Annotated in this window: 13 protein-coding genes; 5 read left to right on the forward strand and 8 right to left on the reverse strand. The window is 74.0% G+C overall.

The window, feature by feature from the left end; translation table 11 throughout:
• Positions 1–108 precede the first annotated feature (108 nt).
• Complete coding sequence (locus G7072_RS13605) at positions 109–1,479, forward strand: CehA/McbA family metallohydrolase (RefSeq protein WP_166087228.1); 1,371 nt, start codon at positions 109–111, stop codon at positions 1,477–1,479.
• 19 nt (positions 1,480–1,498) lie between these two features.
• On the opposite strand, the gene G7072_RS13610 is transcribed toward G7072_RS13605, so the two are convergent.
• On the reverse strand, positions 1,499–3,607 hold the full coding sequence (locus G7072_RS13610) for a beta-galactosidase (RefSeq protein WP_166087230.1): 2,109 nt from the start codon (positions 3,605–3,607) through the stop codon (positions 1,499–1,501).
• Between the two features lie 175 nt (positions 3,608–3,782).
• Here G7072_RS13610 and G7072_RS13615 point away from each other — a divergent pair, with 175 nt between their 5' ends.
• Positions 3,783–3,992, forward strand: a complete 210-nt coding sequence (locus G7072_RS13615; protein WP_166087233.1) for a DUF2945 domain-containing protein — start codon at positions 3,783–3,785, stop codon at positions 3,990–3,992.
• A 91-nt stretch (positions 3,993–4,083) separates the two neighbouring features.
• Here G7072_RS13615 and G7072_RS13620 read toward each other — a convergent pair whose 3' ends face one another.
• From G7072_RS13620 to zwf, 5 genes are all read right to left on the reverse strand, one after another.
• Positions 4,084–4,590, reverse strand: a complete 507-nt coding sequence (locus G7072_RS13620) for a pyridoxamine 5'-phosphate oxidase family protein (protein WP_166087236.1) — start codon at positions 4,588–4,590, stop codon at positions 4,084–4,086.
• The gene (locus G7072_RS13625) at positions 4,587–4,955 is read right to left on the reverse strand and encodes a hypothetical protein (protein ID WP_166087238.1); all 369 of its coding nucleotides are present in this window, start codon (positions 4,953–4,955) and stop codon (positions 4,587–4,589) included. Before G7072_RS13625 ends, G7072_RS13620 begins: the two co-directional genes overlap by 4 nt.
• Positions 4,956–5,089: 134 nt before the next feature.
• A complete protein-coding gene (eda, locus tag G7072_RS13630) occupies positions 5,090–5,749 on the reverse strand; it encodes a bifunctional 4-hydroxy-2-oxoglutarate aldolase/2-dehydro-3-deoxy-phosphogluconate aldolase (RefSeq protein WP_240916951.1) in 660 nt (219 codons plus the stop codon).
• Positions 5,733–7,637 carry a phosphogluconate dehydratase gene (edd, locus tag G7072_RS13635; protein WP_166087240.1) on the reverse strand — a complete coding sequence of 635 codons (1,905 nt, stop codon included), beginning with the start codon at positions 7,635–7,637 and terminating at the stop codon, positions 5,733–5,735. Before edd ends, eda begins: the two co-directional genes overlap by 17 nt.
• Complete coding sequence (gene zwf, locus G7072_RS13640) at positions 7,634–9,133, reverse strand: glucose-6-phosphate dehydrogenase (protein WP_206063116.1); 1,500 nt, start codon at positions 9,131–9,133, stop codon at positions 7,634–7,636. The genes edd and zwf overlap by 4 nt, the downstream gene beginning before the upstream one ends.
• A gap of 106 nt (positions 9,134–9,239) precedes the next feature.
• On the opposite strand from zwf, the gene G7072_RS13645 reads away from it, so the two are divergent.
• Both G7072_RS13645 and G7072_RS13650 read left to right on the forward strand, forming a co-directional pair.
• Positions 9,240–10,406 carry an ROK family protein gene (locus tag G7072_RS13645; RefSeq protein ID WP_166087243.1) on the forward strand — a complete coding sequence of 389 codons (1,167 nt, stop codon included), beginning with the start codon at positions 9,240–9,242 and terminating at the stop codon, positions 10,404–10,406.
• Between the two features lie 40 nt (positions 10,407–10,446).
• Positions 10,447–11,247, forward strand: coding sequence for an ABC transporter permease (locus tag G7072_RS13650; RefSeq protein WP_240916952.1), 801 nt, complete (start codon positions 10,447–10,449; stop codon positions 11,245–11,247).
• 111 nt (positions 11,248–11,358) lie between these two features.
• Here the strand turns inward: G7072_RS13650 and G7072_RS13655 are convergent, their stop codons facing one another.
• A complete protein-coding gene (locus G7072_RS13655; protein ID WP_166087245.1) occupies positions 11,359–12,318 on the reverse strand; it encodes a YafY family protein in 960 nt (319 codons plus the stop codon).
• A 96-nt stretch (positions 12,319–12,414) separates the two neighbouring features.
• On the opposite strand from G7072_RS13655, the gene G7072_RS13660 reads away from it, so the two are divergent.
• Positions 12,415–13,899, forward strand: coding sequence for an MFS transporter (locus tag G7072_RS13660; protein ID WP_166087247.1), 1,485 nt, complete (start codon positions 12,415–12,417; stop codon positions 13,897–13,899).
• A 34-nt stretch (positions 13,900–13,933) separates the two neighbouring features.
• On the opposite strand, the gene G7072_RS13665 is transcribed toward G7072_RS13660, so the two are convergent.
• Positions 13,934–14,647 carry an alpha/beta hydrolase gene (locus G7072_RS13665; protein WP_206063117.1) on the reverse strand — a complete coding sequence of 238 codons (714 nt, stop codon included), beginning with the start codon at positions 14,645–14,647 and terminating at the stop codon, positions 13,934–13,936.
• Between the last annotated feature and the right edge of the window lie 121 nt (positions 14,648–14,768).

Here is a 14,768-nt window from a genome sequence, read left to right on the forward strand (position 1 = left end):
GATCGTAGGGAGCGGCCGCCACCGGACCGGCAGCGGCCGATCGCTCCGTTCACCCGGTGTTCGCCGCACGCACCAGTAACCGGCGGGCGCGGGCCGCGTTGACCGGACATGTGCACCTCGAGCCCGCACCCCCACGCGTCCGTCCCCCTGCCGGCGCCACCCGGCGACGACCTCGACGCCCAGATCGAGGCCGGGCTGACCCGGCGCGGCGTGATCGCCGCCGGGGGCGGGCTGCTGGTGGCCACGGCCGGGGCCGGCGTCCTCACGACGGCCGCCTCCGCGACGGCGGACGCCGTACCGGCGGGGGGCGCGGCGCGGACCTCGCGGCTGACCCGCGGCACCTCCCTGGTGCACGCCGACCTGCACAACCACACGCTGCTCTCCGACGGCGACGGCGACCCCGCGGACGCCTTCGTGTCGATGCGCGCGGCCGGGCTCGACGTCGCGGCGCTGACCGACCACGCCACCTTGTCGGACAACCTGCTCGGCGACGTGGCGACCGGGGCGCTGCCGCCGGAGTACACCCAGCTCGGTGGTCTCACCCCCGCCGGCTGGGCGCGCACCCGCGAGCTCGCGGACGCTGCGAACCGCCCCGGCCGCTTCACCGCGATCCGGGGCTTCGAGTGGTCCGAGCCCGCGCTGGGGCACGTGAACGTCTGGTTCTCCCAGGCGTACGTCGACGTGCTGCAGGCCGGGACGATGCGACCGTTCTACGAGTGGCTGCTGCGCGACCCGGACGCGACCGGGACCGGGCTCGTCGACGGCGGCTCCGACGGCCTGGCCGGCTTCAACCACCCGGGTCGCGAGCCGGGACGCTTCCAGGAGTTCACCTACGACGCGCGCCTGCGGAAGCGCTTCGTGAGCATGGAGATCTTCAACCGCGGCGACGACTACCTCTTCGAGGGCCACGCCGACGGCCGCACCTCCCCGCTGTGCGCCTGCCTGAACGCCGGCTGGCGCACCGGCCTCTCCGGGGTCACCGACGAGCACGGCACGGACTGGGGCTTCCCGGAGGACAAGGGCCGCACGGGCTTGTGGGTCAAGGAGCACTCGCGCGCCGGCGTGCGCGAGGCGATGCGGGCCCGGCGCTTCTTCGCCACCCGCACCTCCGGCCTCCGCCTCGACGCGACGCTGGAGATGGGCGGGCGCGCGCACCGCATGGGGCGGGTGCTGCCCGTCTCCCGCGGGCGGGCGACGTTCCGCCTCGACCTGGCGCGCGACCGCGACTGGCGCGGTCGCCGTCTCCACGTGCAGGTGCTGCGCCCCGGTCCCGACGTGCCCGAGGTGCTCGAGGTGGTGCCGTTCGAGGTGGGCGCTCCCGTCACGGTGCGCTCCCGTCTCGACGCCGCCGACGGCGACTGGGTGGTGCTGCGGGTCAGCGACCCCGAGCAGCCCAACGCCACTCCCGGGCCCGCGGGCCACCCGTGCAACGACCTCGCGATCGCCTACAGCTCGCCCTGGTGGCTGCGACGCCCCTGAGGGGACCGGCCGGGTCCGCTCAGGCTTCCGGCGCCACCGCCTCGTCGCGCGCCTCCCGGACCACCGCGCAGCCACCGGCCGCGACGCGCAGCAGGCCGGCTGCCTCGTCGGCGGCGCCAACGGCCCGCTGCGTGACGAGGTCGTGCCCGCTGACGTCGAGCGTGACCTCGGCGTCGGTGTGGTTGACGACGAAGAGCCAGCTCCGGTCGCCGTCGCGCCGCCGGGTGACGTCGACACCGACGGGGACGTCGGGCACGACGGGCGCCACGCCGGCCTCGGCCAGCACCCGCGACGTCAGGGCGTCGGTGCCCGACGGGTCGAGCCGGGTGGCGACGTACCAGGCGGCACCGCCCGCGCCCGCGCCCGTGCCCTCGCCCTCCCCGCCACCGAGACCGCGGCGCGTGACCGCGGGGACGCCGGGGACGGGTCCGTCGACGAAGGAGGTGACCGCCTCCGCGTCGGTGCAGGTGAGGTCCTCGGCCCAGGTGGTGCCGTGGGCGCCGGCCACGAGGCGGCCGTCGAGCCTCAGGCTGACGCCGGGCAGCACGGGCGCGAACTCCTCGACGCGGACACCGAGCAGGTCGCGGAACGCTCCCGGGTAGCCGCCGAGCCGGACGTGGTCGCGCTCGTCGACGATGCCGGAGAAGTAGGTCACCACCACGTGCGCGCCCGCGTCGGCGGCGGCCTGCACGGCCGCCGCAGTGGCGTCGCTGGTGAGGTAGAGGGTGGGCACCAGCACGACGCGGTAGCCGGTCAGGTCGGGCGTCGTCGTGACGGCGTCGCTGACGGGTACGACGTCCACGGTGACGCCCTGGCGCCGCAACGACGCGTGCAGGTCGTGGGCGACCGCGCCGTAACGGACCTCCGCGCTGGGGTGGGCCTCCTGGTCGCACGCCCAGTCGGCGTGGTGGTCCCAGAGCAGCGCCACCTCGGCGTCGACACGGCTGCCGCGCACCTCGGCGAGCCTGCCCGCGACGGCCCCGAGCTCGACGACCTCGCGCCAGAGCCGGGAGTCGGTGCCGGCGTGCGGCACGAGGCCGGAGTGGTACTTCTCGGCCCCCGCACGCGACGCGCGCCACTGGAAGAAGCCGAGGGCGTCGGCGCCGCGGGCGACGTGCCCGAGGCTGTGCCGCATCATCTGCCCGGGCCGCTTGGCCACGTTGACCGGCTGCCAGTTGACCGCGCTCGTCGAGTGCTCCATGAGCAGCCACGGATCCCCGCCGGCGAGGCCGCGGGTGTGGTCGGCGGTGAAGGCCAGCTCGGCCTCGGGGTCGGCCAGCGCGCCGACGACGTAGTGGTCGGTGGACAGCACGTCGACGTGCTCCGCCCAGGCGGCGTAGTCGAGGTGACGGAAGTGGTCGTTGGTCATGAAGTTGGTGGTGACCGGCACGTCGGGGGTGACACGACGCAGCACCTCGAGCTCGGCGCGGTACTGGCCCAGCAGGGCGTCGGACTGGAAGCGGCGGTAGTCGAGGACCTGCCCGGGGTTGGCGAAGGTCGGGACGGTGCGCGGCGGCACGATCTCCTCGATCTCGCCGTAGCGCTGGCTCCAGAACGCCGTGCCCCAGGCCTCGTTGACCCCGTCGAGGTCGCCGTACCGCGCGAGGAGCCAGACCCGGAACGCCGCCGCGCAGGTGTCGCAGTGGCACGGCACGTCGTGGCAGCCGTACTCGTTCGAGACGTGCCACATCGTCAGGGCCGGGTGGTCGGCGTACCGGGTGGCGACCTTCTCCGCGAGGGCCGTGGCGTGCTCGGTGAACACCGTCGAGCTCGGGCACCACGCCTGGCGGCTGCCCTGCCACAGCCGGGTGCCGTCGGCACGCTGCGGGAGCGTCTCGGGGAAGCGGCGCGAGAACCAGGGCGGCGGGGAGGCGGTGGCGGTGGCGAGGTCGACCGCGACGCCGTTCGCGTGGAGCAGGTCCATGGCGTCGTCCAGCCAGCCGAACTCCCAGCGGTCCGGCGCCGGCTGCAGGTGCGACCACGAGAAGATCCCGAGCGAGACGAAGGTGACGCCGGCCTCGCGCATGAGCACGACGTCCTCGTCCCAGGTCTCGCGCGGCCACTGCTCGGGGTTGTAGTCGCCGCCGAAGGCGATGCCCGGACCTGCCCACTCACGCCATTTCCGCATGCGCTCACGGTGGCGGGCGGCGCAGCGCGGGTCAACTCCCGCCCGCCGGTCCGGCTCCGAGTGACGGGTTCCACGAAGGGGTGAGGTTCCGGGCCTGAAACCTCCACGGGATGGGTAGTTCTCCTGCACGCCCGGCGAGCGTCGGGAGACTCGGAAGACTCGGGAAGGAGAGCCCATGATCCGCACCGGCAGCGAGGTGTCCTGGAAGTGGGGCAGCAGCACGGCCTCCGGCAAGGTCACGGAGGTGCACCAGGAGAAGGTCACGCGCCAGAGCAAGGGCGAGAAGATCACCCGCGACGGCAGCGACGACAACCCGGCCTACGTCATCGAGCAGGAGGACGGCACGACCGTCCTCAAGCTGAAGAGCGAGCTGCAGGAGTCCTGAGCACGCGAGCGGGCCCCGGCGTCACCTCGACGTCGGGGCCTGCTGCTGCGCGTGCGTGGGTGCTGCTGGGTGCTGCTGCGTGCGGCCGGGCTCAGAGCTCGATGGTGCGGTTCTCGGCCGGGAACGCGTCCGGGTTCTTGGTGACGGCGGCCCGGAGCGCCCCGACCGCGGTCTTGATCGTCGACGACGGGGCGTCCCAGTACTCCGCCGAGGTCGTCTCGACCTTGAGCAGCGCGACGCCCTCGGTCTCGAGCCCCTCGGGGAACCACACCTTCAGCGCCGGCGAGTAGAGCTGCTCGGCCTTGGCGCGGTCGTGCACGACGCTCGCCCGCCCGGACACCGAGGTCCAGGTGCTGTGCTTGGCGTCGGCGAAGGCGACGTTGACCTCGGGGTTCGCGGCCACCTGGCGCGCCTTGTCCGAGTCGTCGTAGGTGAAGAACCACAGGTCGCCGTCGAACTCGGCGTCCTGCACGGCCATCGGACGGCTCACGTGCTTGCCGTCCTCGGTCATGGTCGTGAGCATGCAGATGCGGGCGTTGCCCAGCAGGTCGCCGAGGTCCTTGACCGCCTGGTCCGTGGTCTGGCCGGTATCGCTCATGCGCGGGCCGCCTTCTCGTCGGCGAGCAGCGCGAGGGTGTTCAGCACGCCCCAGCCGATCGTCACCGCCAGCACCTTGCCGCGGACCTTCTGGTTGGGCGCGTAGCGCGAGAGGATCGTGGCGTCGCTGAGGTCGCCGGCGATGCGCAGCGCCATGGCGGCCCGCACCAGGGCGGGGGTGCCGAGGATGCCGAGGGCGGAGATGCCCAGGTCACGGGCACCGTAGGTGTAGGCGACCTGGTCGATCGCAGGGCGCTGGACGTGCGGCGCCTCGAGGGCGTCGCCGAGGTGGCGCGGCTTGGCGAGGGCGAACAGGCCGTAGGCGGCCGTCGCGGCTGAGATGGTGCGGCTCCGAGAGTAGGTCATGTCCTCGAACGTACCCAGGGCCAGGCTGGCGACCCTTGTCGGAGGTGCGCGCGATCGCCTGCCTGAGCGTGCTTGTGCGGTGGGTTGTGACGGACATGCCGTCGCAACCCACCGCACAAGGATCGGCTGGGCCGTCAGCCGGCGCGCAGGGCGTGCGACTCCTCGGCCAGGCGGGCGACGCGGTCCCAGTCCCGGTCCGCGAGCGCGTCGGCCGGGGTGAGCCAGGAGCCGCCGACGCAGCCGACGTTGGGCAGCGCGAGGTACGACGCCGCGTTCGCCGGGCTGATCCCGCCGGTGGGGCAGAAGCGTGCCGCCGGGACCACGCTCGCGATCGCCTTGAGGAAGCCCGCTCCCCCGGACTGCTCGGCCGGGAAGAATTTCAGCTCCGTGACGCCGGCCTCGAGGGCGGTCAGCACCTCCGAGACCGTCGCGGTCCCGGGCAGGAACGGCAGCCCGGTGTCGGACATGGCGGCGAGCAGGCTCGGCGTACACCCGGGAGAGACGAGGAACGACGCACCGGCGGCGCGCGCGGCCTCGGCCTGACGGGGGTCCAGCACCGTGCCGGCACCGACGCGGATCTCGGGCACCTCGTCGGCGATCGCGCGGATCGCCTCGAGCGCCACGGGGGTCCGCAGCGTGAGCTCGATGACCGGCACGCCGCCGGCCGCGAGGGCGCGGGCGACGGGGACGGCGGTGCTCAGGTCGTGCACGACCACGACCGGGACCACCGGCGCGAGGTCGAGCAGCGAGCCGGTGGCGACCGTGCGGTCCAGGACGTCAGATGTGCTCGGCAACGCGGTTCTCCTCGTGGCTGAAGTCGTAGGGCTGGAGCGCCGGGAAGACGCTCGCCCCGGTGTCGGCGGCCCCGACGGTGGCGCGGAACCCGGCGAACAGCTCGCGGCCGGTGCCGACCCACTCCTCGCCGGTCGGGGCGCGGCCCGTGGACTGGCGGGCGCGCAGCTCCTGCTCGCTGACCACCAGCTCCAGGACGCCGCGCTCGGCGTCGACGGTGATGACGTCGCCGTCCTGGACGCGGCCGAGCACGCCGCCCAGCGCCGCCTCGGGGGTGACGTGGATGGCGGCCGGGACCTTGCCGCTGGCGCCCGACATGCGGCCGTCGGTGACGATCGCGACCTGCTGGCCGCGGTCCTGCAGCACCCCGAGAGCGGGGGTCAGCTTGTGCAGCTCGGGCATGCCGTTGGCGGCCGGCCCCTGGTAGCGCACGACGGCCACGAGGTCACGGCCGTCGAGACGGCCCTCGGCGAAGGCGGCCAGCAGGGAGTCCTGGTCGTCGAAGACCATCGCCGGGGCGGTGACGACCCGGTGCTGGTCCTTGACCGCCGAGGTCTTGATGACCGCGGTGCCGAGCGGGCCGTGCAGCACCCGCACCCCGCCGTCGGCGGCGAAGGGGTCCTCGATCCCGCGCAGGACGCCGGTGTCGAGGGAGGCCTTCGGCCCCTCCTCCCACGCGACCCCCGGGGCTCCGGTCGTCCCCCCCAGGCCGTCCGGAGCCAACCGGGGCTCGGTGGTGTAGCGCCACAGGCCGCGGCCCATGACCGTCTGCACGTCGTCGTGGAGCAGCCCTCCCCCGAGCAGCGTGTGCACGAGGAAGGCCACCCCGCCGGCGGCGTGGAAGTGATTGATGTCAGCCTGACCATTGGGGTAGACCCGGGCCAGGAGCGGCACCACGGCCGACAGGTCCGCGAGGTCCTGCCAGGTCAGCACGATGCCGGCGGCGCGTGCCATCGCGACGAGGTGCAGCGTGTGGTTGGTCGAGCCGCCGCTGGCGAGCAGGGCCACGCAGGCGTTGACGACCGTCTTCTCGTCGACCAGACGGCCGATCGGCGTCGGCTCGCCGCCCTGCGGGGTGAGCGCGGTGACCCGGGCCGCGGCGGCGCGGGTCAGCGCCTCGCGCATCGACGTGCCGGGATTGGCGAACGAGGCGCCGGGCAGGTGCAGGCCCATGACCTCCATGAGGAGCTGGTTGGAGTTCGCCGTGCCGTAGAAGGTGCAGGTGCCGGCGGAGTGGTACGACGCGGCCTCGGCGTCGAGCAGCTCCTCGCGGCCGACCTTGCCCTCGGCGTGGAGCTGGCGGACGCGTGCCTTCTCGTTGTTCGGCAGGCCGGAGGTCATCGGACCGGCCGGGACGAACACGGTCGGCAGGTGCCCGAAGGACAGCGCGCCGATCACGAGCCCGGGCACGATCTTGTCGCAGACGCCGAGCATGAGCGCGCCGTCGAACATGTCGTGGCTCAGCGCCACCGCCGCCGACATCGCGATCAGGTCGCGGCTGAAGAGCGAGAGCTGCATGCCGTCGCGCCCCTGGGTGATGCCGTCGCACATGGCGGGGACGCCGCCGGCGACCTGGGCGATGCCGCCGGCGCGGAGCACGGCGTCCTTGAGGATCGGCGGGTAGGCGCCGTAGGGCTGGTGGGCCGAGAGCATGTCGTTGTAGGACGTCACGATGGCGACGTTCGGCTTGCTCCGGCGGCGCAGCGCCTGCTTCTCCTTCGGCTCCGAGGCGGCGAAGCCGTGGGCGAGGTTGCCGCAGGCCAGCTTGGTGCGGGCCGGCCCCTTGTCGGTCGCGGCGTCGATGCGCGCCAGGTAGGCGTCGCGGTGCGGGCGGCTGCGGTCGGTGATGCGGCGCGTCACCTCGGCGACGACGGGGTGGAGAGAAGTCACTGGTCGGTCTCCTGCCAGGCTCGGCCGTCCCGCTCGAGGAGCGTGGCGGCGGCGGTGGGTCCGGTGGTTCCGGCGGGGTACTTCCGCGGACGCTCGGGCGTGCTCGCCCAGCGGTCGAGGATCGGCTCGACCCAGGTCCAGGCGGCCTCGACCTCGTCGCGGCGCATGAACAGGGTCGGGTTGCCGCGGATGACGTCCATGAGCAGGCGCTCGTAGGCGTCGGGGAGCCGCTGCTCGAAGGTGGCGGCGTAGCTCAGGTCGAGCGAGACCGGACGCAGCCGGATCCCTCCCGGGCCGGGCTCCTTGGCGGTCATGTGCATCCGCATGCCCTCGTCGGGCTGCAGGTGGATGTGCAGGCGGTTGGCCTCGTTGACGCCCTCGCTGTGCGGGAACATCGCGTGCGGCGGCTGCTTGAAGACCACCACGATCTCCGAGAGGCGACGGTCCATGCGCTTGCCGGTGCGCAGGTAGAACGGCACGCCGGCCCAGCGCCAGTTGTTGACCTCGGCCTTGAGCGCCACGTAGGTCTCGGTGCGGGTGTCGGGGACACCGACCTCCTCGGCGTACGACGCGACGGGCTCGCCGTCGACCAGCCCGGCGCCGTACCGGCCGCGGACGGTGTCGCGGTCGACCTCGGCCGCAGTGAGCGGCTTGAGCGCCTTGAGGACCTTGAGCTTCTCGTCGCGGACGTCCTCGCGCGACGCGACCGTCGGAGGCTCCATGGCGACGAGGCAGAGCAGCTGGAGCAGGTGGTTCTGCACCATGTCGCGCAGCGCGCCGGCGCGGTCGTAGTAGCCGCCGCGGCTGCCGACGCCGAGCGACTCGGCCACCGTGATCTGCACGTGGTCGATCCAGTGCGCGTTCCACACCGGCTCGAGGAAGGTGTTGGCGAAGCGCGTGACCAGCAGGTTCTGGACGCTCTCCTTGCCGAGGTAGTGGTCGATGCGGAAGACCTGCGACTCGTCGAAGACGCGGCCGACTGCGTCGTTGACCGCGCGGGCCGACTCGAGGTCGTGGCCGATCGGCTTCTCCATGACCACGCGCGAGCGCTCGTCGACGGCACCGACCTGCTCGAGGCGCTCGCAGATGAGGCCGAAGAGGCTGGGGGCGACGGCGAGGTAGAAGACGCGCACCGGGTCGGGCTCGCCCAGGGGGCGGTTCTTGAGCAGGCCGTGCAGCAGGTGCCAGCCCTCGGCGTCGTCGAACTCGAGCGGGACGTGGTGCAGGCGGCCCAGGAACCGGTCGACGGCGACCGGGTCGGCGTCGGGCACGTGGTCGGCCAGGCCGGCACGGGCGCCGGCCCGGTAGGCGGCGTCGTCCACGTCGGCCCGGGAGACACCGATGATGCGGGCGTCGTCGGCGAGCTGGTCCTCGGCGTCGCGCAGGAACAGGGCCGGCAGCAGCTTGCGCAGGGCCAGGTCACCGGTGCCGCCGAAGACGACGAAGTCGCAGGACGCGGGTCCGGCGGGTCCGCCGGGGGCAGGAGTGGGGCTCACGTCATCGACGGTAGGCCGCAGATCGGACCGTGGCAAGCGGAACTTACGTTTTATGACGATCAAAGTGCCGGGAGGTTAGGCTCACGCGACGCAGGAGGAGGACGTGGTGACCCCAGAGGTGTCGGCCGGAGGGCTGCTGGAGCTGGTGCGGACCGGGCGCGCGGGCACGCGCACCGAGCTCGCTCAGGCGACCGGTCTGTCGCGCACCGCCGTCGTCACCCGGGTCACCGCACTGCTCGACGCCGGACTGCTGCTCGCCGGCGAGGAGCGCGCCTCCACCGGGGGACGTCCCCCGGCCTCCCTGGTGTTCCACAACCGCGCCGGCGTCGTGCTGGCGGCCGCGGTGGGCCGCTCGCGCACCCAGCTCGGCGTCTTCGACCTCGACGGCCAGGAGCTCGCCGGGGTGTGGTCGGACCACGAGGTCGGCGTCGGGCCCGAGGAGCTCATGCCCCAGGTGGCCGGCCGGCTGCGCGCGCTGCTGGACGGCGTGGAGCCGCGGGTGGTGGCGGTCGGCATGAGCCTGTCCGGCACGGTCGACCCGGAGCGGGTCATGAGCGTCGACTCCCCCGTCATGCGCGGCTGGGACGGCGTGCCCCTGGCGCCGTACCTCGCGGAGGTCACCGACGCCCCCGTCCACCTGGCCAACGACGCCTCCGCGCTCGCCACGTCCGAGCTGCTCGGACAGCCCGACCCGCCGCGCGAGGCGCTGGTGCTCAAGGCCTCGACCGGCCTGGGGCTCGGCATCATCGCCGGCGGCGAGGTGCTCCACGGCGCCGGCGGCGCGACCGGCGAGATGGGCCACAGCAAGCACTCCGCCGCCGTCGGGCTGACCTGCCGCTGCGGGGCCAGCGGGTGCCTGGAGACGATCGCCGGCGGCTGGGCGCTCGTGCAGCGGCTGCAGGAGAGCGCGCCGGAGCTCGGGGCCGGGCACGTGCGCGACCTCGTGCGGCTCGCGCTGGACGGCGACCCCGTCGCGCGCGGGCTGCTCATCGAGAGCAGCCGCCACGTCGGCGACCTGCTGGCCAACGCGGTGAACCTGCTCAACCCCGAGGTCGTCGTGATCGGGGGCGACATGGGAGGGGCGTTCGACCTCTACGTGGCGGGGGTGCGGCAGCAGGTCTACGCCAACGCCGCGGCGATGAACACCCGCGACCTCGTCTTCCGCCCCGCTGCCCACGGCGACCGCGCCGGGCTCCTGGGCTGCGCCGCCATCGCCATCGAGGCCGTCCTGGCGCCGGCCGCCGTCGACGCCTTCCTCGCCTCCCGCCCCTGACGCGTCCCCGGTTCCGGCCCGCGCGTGGCAGGCTCGGCGCGTGCTGCTGACCCTCACGACCGGTTCAGCGACGGCCGCGACGCCGGACCCGGACCTGCGCCTCGCGGTCGTCCTCGTCCTGCTCGTCGGGATCGCGGTCGCGGCGTCGTACGCCGGACGGCTCGGCGTGGCGCGCGAGCAGGTGACGGCCGCCGTCCGGGCGGTGGTCCAGCTGGCGGTCGTCTCGCTGGTGATCGCGGCGGCGCTGGCGTCGGTGTGGTGGTCGCTGGCCTTCGTCCTCCTCATGTACGGCGTCGCGACGCTCACCTCCGCGCGTCGGCTCGACGTGGCGCGCCGCCAGGTCGTCTGGGTGGGGGCGGCGGTGGCAGCCGGCGCCCTGCCGGTGCTCGTCCTGGCGCTCGGGTCCGGGGTCGTGCCCTTCAACGGCGCCGGCGTCATCCCGGTCGCCGGGATCGTGATCGGCAACGTGATGACGGCCTCGACGCTCACCGGTCGACGCGCCTTCGACCAGCTCCGTGACCAGCGCGGCACCTACGAGGCGGCCCTCGCGCTGGGCCTCCCCGGACGGGACGCGGCCGAGCTCGTCGTACGACCCACGGCGCGCGAGGCCCTCCTGCCCGGCCTCGACCAGACCCGCACCGTCGGGCTCGTCACGCTGCCGGGCGCGTTCATCGGCGTCCTTCTTGGGGGCGGGACACCCCTGCAAGCCGGCGCCGCGCAGGTCCTCGTGCTCGTCGGCCTCATGGCCGGCCAGGCCGTCACGTGCGCGGTCCTCCTGCGCCTCGTCGCCACCCGCCGCGTCGTCCGCGCCGACCTCCGCGCCCACCCCCTGCCGCGCTGATGACCCCCCGCAGATTCGTTCACAAGAGCGTTCAGGCGACTGATGGGGTACTCCCACGTCACATGAGGGTTCTTGTGAACGGATCTGACGCAGTGAGGCCGCGCTGAGCCCTCACGTGGCGCGGGAGTACCGCTCCGCGATGAGGCGTACGGCGTCCGCCAGCTCGGGTGAGTCGACGACCTCGAAGTCGGCCTCGAGGATCCCGAGCCAGAAGGCGATGTCGGTCATCGACGGCCCGCCTATCCGCACCAGGCAGGTGTGCTCGTCCTCGACCTCGACCGTCTCCTCGTTCCAGCGCCCCATCCGCTGCTCGACGAACGAGGCCGGGGCGTGGACCCGCACGGTGCCGCTGACGCGGTGCCGCACCTGGCGGGTCTTCTCCGCCACGTAGTCGGCCAGGTCGGCGGCCGGGAGCCCACGGGCGCGGAACCGGTGGCCCACGGACCGGACGTCGCTCATCCGGTCGAGCCGGAAGGTGCGCCAGTCGTCACGGGCGAGGTCGAAGGCGACGAGGTACCACCGCGACCCCATGCTCACCAGGCGGTAGGGCTCGACCTTGCGCTCAGTCGAGGCGCCGGCGTGGTCGGCGTACCCGAAGCGCACCACCTCCTGCGCGCCCACCACCGCGGCGAGGTCGGTCAGCAGCCCGGCGGCGACGACGGTGCGCGGCGGGCCGAAGCGGACCCGCTCGGTGGCCGCGCCCAGCGCCTCGACCTGGCTGCGCAACCGGCGCGGCAGCACCTGCTGCAGCTTGGTGAGCGCCCGCAGGGACGACTCCTCGATCCCCGACAGCCCGCCCCCGCTCGAGGTCCGCAGGCTCACCGCGACGGCCACGGCCTCGTCGTCCTCGAGCAGCAGCGGCGGCATCGCCGTACCGGCGGCGAGGCGGTAGCCGCCGGCCGAGCCCCGCGTGGCGTCGACCGGGTAGCCGAGCGTGCGCAGCCGGTCGACGTCGTTGCGCACCGTGCGCTCGCTGACCGCGAGGCGGCGCGCCAGCTCGGGACCGGGCCACTCGCGCGGGGTCTGGAGCAGCGAGAGCAGGCGCAGGAGGCGTGCGGAGGTGTCGGCCATGCGTCGCAGATTACGCGCGCATCAGGAACGAAACGTGCCTGTACGACGCCTAGCGTCGCGCTCATGACACCACTTGCCACCGATCCAGGAGAGCCCGTGACCACTGCCCTGACCCCGCCCGAGGTGCGCCCGCCCCTGCCGACGGGCGGCTCGCCCGATCGTGCGGCGTGGATCGGCTTCGCCGTCGTCCTCACCGCGACCGTGCTCAACATCCTCGACTCCACCATCGTCAACGTCGCCGCCCCGGCGGTCGCGGCCGAGCTGGCGATGAGCACCTCGGCGCTCGAGTGGATCGCGGCGGCGTACACCCTCGCGCTGGCGGTCGGGCTCATGACCGGCGCCCGGCTCGGCGACCTGCTCGGCCGTCGGCGGATGATGCTGCTCGGGCTGACCGGCTTCGTCGTCACGTCCGTCGGCTGCGCGCTCGCGCCGACCGGCGAGACCCTCATCGCGGCGCGCGCCCTGCAGGGGCTGACGGCCGCCGTCATGGTGCCGCAGGCGTTCGGGCTGCTGCGCGAGATGTTCGCCCCCGAGCACCTGGGCAAGCCGTTCGCGGCGATGGGACCGGCGATCGGGATGGCGACCGTGCTCGGTCCGGTCGTCGCGGGAGGTCTGCTGCAGCTCGACGTCCTCGGCACGGGCTGGCGCTCGCTGTTCCTGGTCAACGTGCCGGTCGGCCTGGCGGCGCTGTACGTCGGGTGGCGGGTCCTGCCGCGCACCACCCCGTCGCACGCCGGCACCCGGCTCGACCTCACCGGCACCCTGCTGCTGGGCGCCTTCAGCTTCCTGCTGATCTTCCCGCTGGTCGAGGGCCGCGCCCTGGGCTGGCCGACCTGGGTGGTCGCGACCGCGGTCGCCGCCGCCCCGGTGCTGGCGCTCTTCGTGGCCCAGCAGCGACGCCGGCTGTCGGCCGGGCTCACCCCGCTCATCGAGACGAGCCTGCTGCGCAAGCCGTCGTACGTCGCCGGGCTGGCCTTCATGACCGTGTTCTTCGGCTGCGTGGTCGGCCTGTCGCTGGTGGTCGGGATCTTCCTGCAGGTCGGGCTCGGTGAGACACCGATGAGTGCTGGGCTCTACCTGTCCTCGCTCGCGGTCGGGTCGTTCTTCGGCGCCGGCGTCGGGGCCTGGGCGACGACCGCGGTCGGCCGTCCGATCCTCCACGTCGGCCTGACGGTCATGGCGGTCGGCTGCCTGGTGCTGTGGGCGTCGCTGCGCGGGGCCGACGGCGGGGTCGGGGCGCTCGACCTGGCACCCGGGATGGCGACCTTCGGGCTCGGGATGGGGATGATCTTCGTGCCGCTGTTCAGCATCGTCATGGGCGAGATCGACGACCACGAGGTCGGCTCGGCGACCGGGCTGCTGAGCTCGGTCGAGCAGCTCGGCGCCTCCCTCGGCGTGGCCGTGCTGGCGACGCTGTTCTTCCACGTCATCGACCTGGAGTCCGGAGGTCCGGCGGCCGCGGTCGCCACCGGTCGCCACCTGGCCGCGGCCGAGCAGACGCTGCTCGTCGTGGTCGCCCTGTGCGCGCTGGCCTGGGCCGTCGCCTGGGCGCTCCCCCGCCGGGCCCGCGCGATGCACTGACCCGACCCGGCGTGCCCGACCCGGCGCGCGAGGGTCAGCGGGTGGCGCGGGCGAGGCGGTCGGCGACGGTGAGCCAGACGTCGGGGTCGATGCCCATGCCGAGGTGGGTGGAGCCGACCTCGACGTGCTCGACGCCGGGCGTCACGTGGTCGAGGCAGGCCTGCCAGGACACGATGCCGTCGCGCCGGCTGAAGATCGCGGTGACCGGCACGCTCAGCGGGTTGGCCCGGTCGTGGCGCTCGGACAGCTCGGCGACCCGCTGGCTCTCCTCGGCGCCGTAGTAGCGCGCGACCGCGGTGTGCGAGGGTCCCCCCACGACCGGGGTGCCGTAGGTGACGACCTGGGCCACCGCCTCCGGCAGCTCGCGGGCCACCTCGCGCGCGATCACGCCCCCGAGGCTCCAGCCGACGAGGTGCACCGGCCCGTGCTGCTCGGCCCACTGGGCCACCTTGCGGGCCAGCCGGTCCGCGTCGGCCTGGGGGTCGCCGCGGTTGACGCCGAAGCCCCACCCGCGCGCGTCGTACCCGAGCCGCTTGAGGAAGGCGCGGATCGGTGCACCCGACAGCTCGGGCGCCTGCCAACCGGGGATGTCGACGACCACGGGCGCGTCGACGCCGCGCGGCGCTCGCGGCGCACGCAGCAGCCGGGGCGAGGCCAGGGCCAGCCGCGGTCCCTGCACGAGCGCGGCGACCTCGCCGTTGAGGGTCCGTCGCGACGGCGGGCCGGTCGGCCGGGGGAGGTCCGACACGTCGACCCAGGGTCGGGCGTCGCCTAGGAGCCCGGTACGTCGTGCCGCGCGCGTCACCACGGGGTCGCCTCGTCCATCACCTCGCCAGCCTAGGCGCGGCCCGGTGCCGGCAGGGGCAGCG

The sequence above is a fragment of the Nocardioides sp. HDW12B genome (assembly GCF_011299595.1).
GTDB lineage: Bacteria > Actinomycetota > Actinomycetes > Propionibacteriales > Nocardioidaceae > Marmoricola_A.

Coding starts and splice junctions, on each gene's coding strand:
- G7072_RS13605 (WP_166087228.1), top strand. CDS start 109: ATGTGCACCTCGAGCCCGCACCCCCACGCGTCCGTCCCCCTGCCGGCG.
- G7072_RS13610 (WP_166087230.1), bottom strand. CDS start 3,607: ATGCGGAAATGGCGTGAGTGGGCAGGTCCGGGCATCGCCTTCGGCGGC.
- G7072_RS13615 (WP_166087233.1), top strand. CDS start 3,783: ATGATCCGCACCGGCAGCGAGGTGTCCTGGAAGTGGGGCAGCAGCACG.
- G7072_RS13620 (WP_166087236.1), bottom strand. CDS start 4,590: ATGAGCGATACCGGCCAGACCACGGACCAGGCGGTCAAGGACCTCGGC.
- G7072_RS13625 (WP_166087238.1), bottom strand. CDS start 4,955: ATGACCTACTCTCGGAGCCGCACCATCTCAGCCGCGACGGCCGCCTAC.
- G7072_RS13655 (WP_166087245.1), bottom strand. CDS start 12,318: ATGGCCGACACCTCCGCACGCCTCCTGCGCCTGCTCTCGCTGCTCCAG.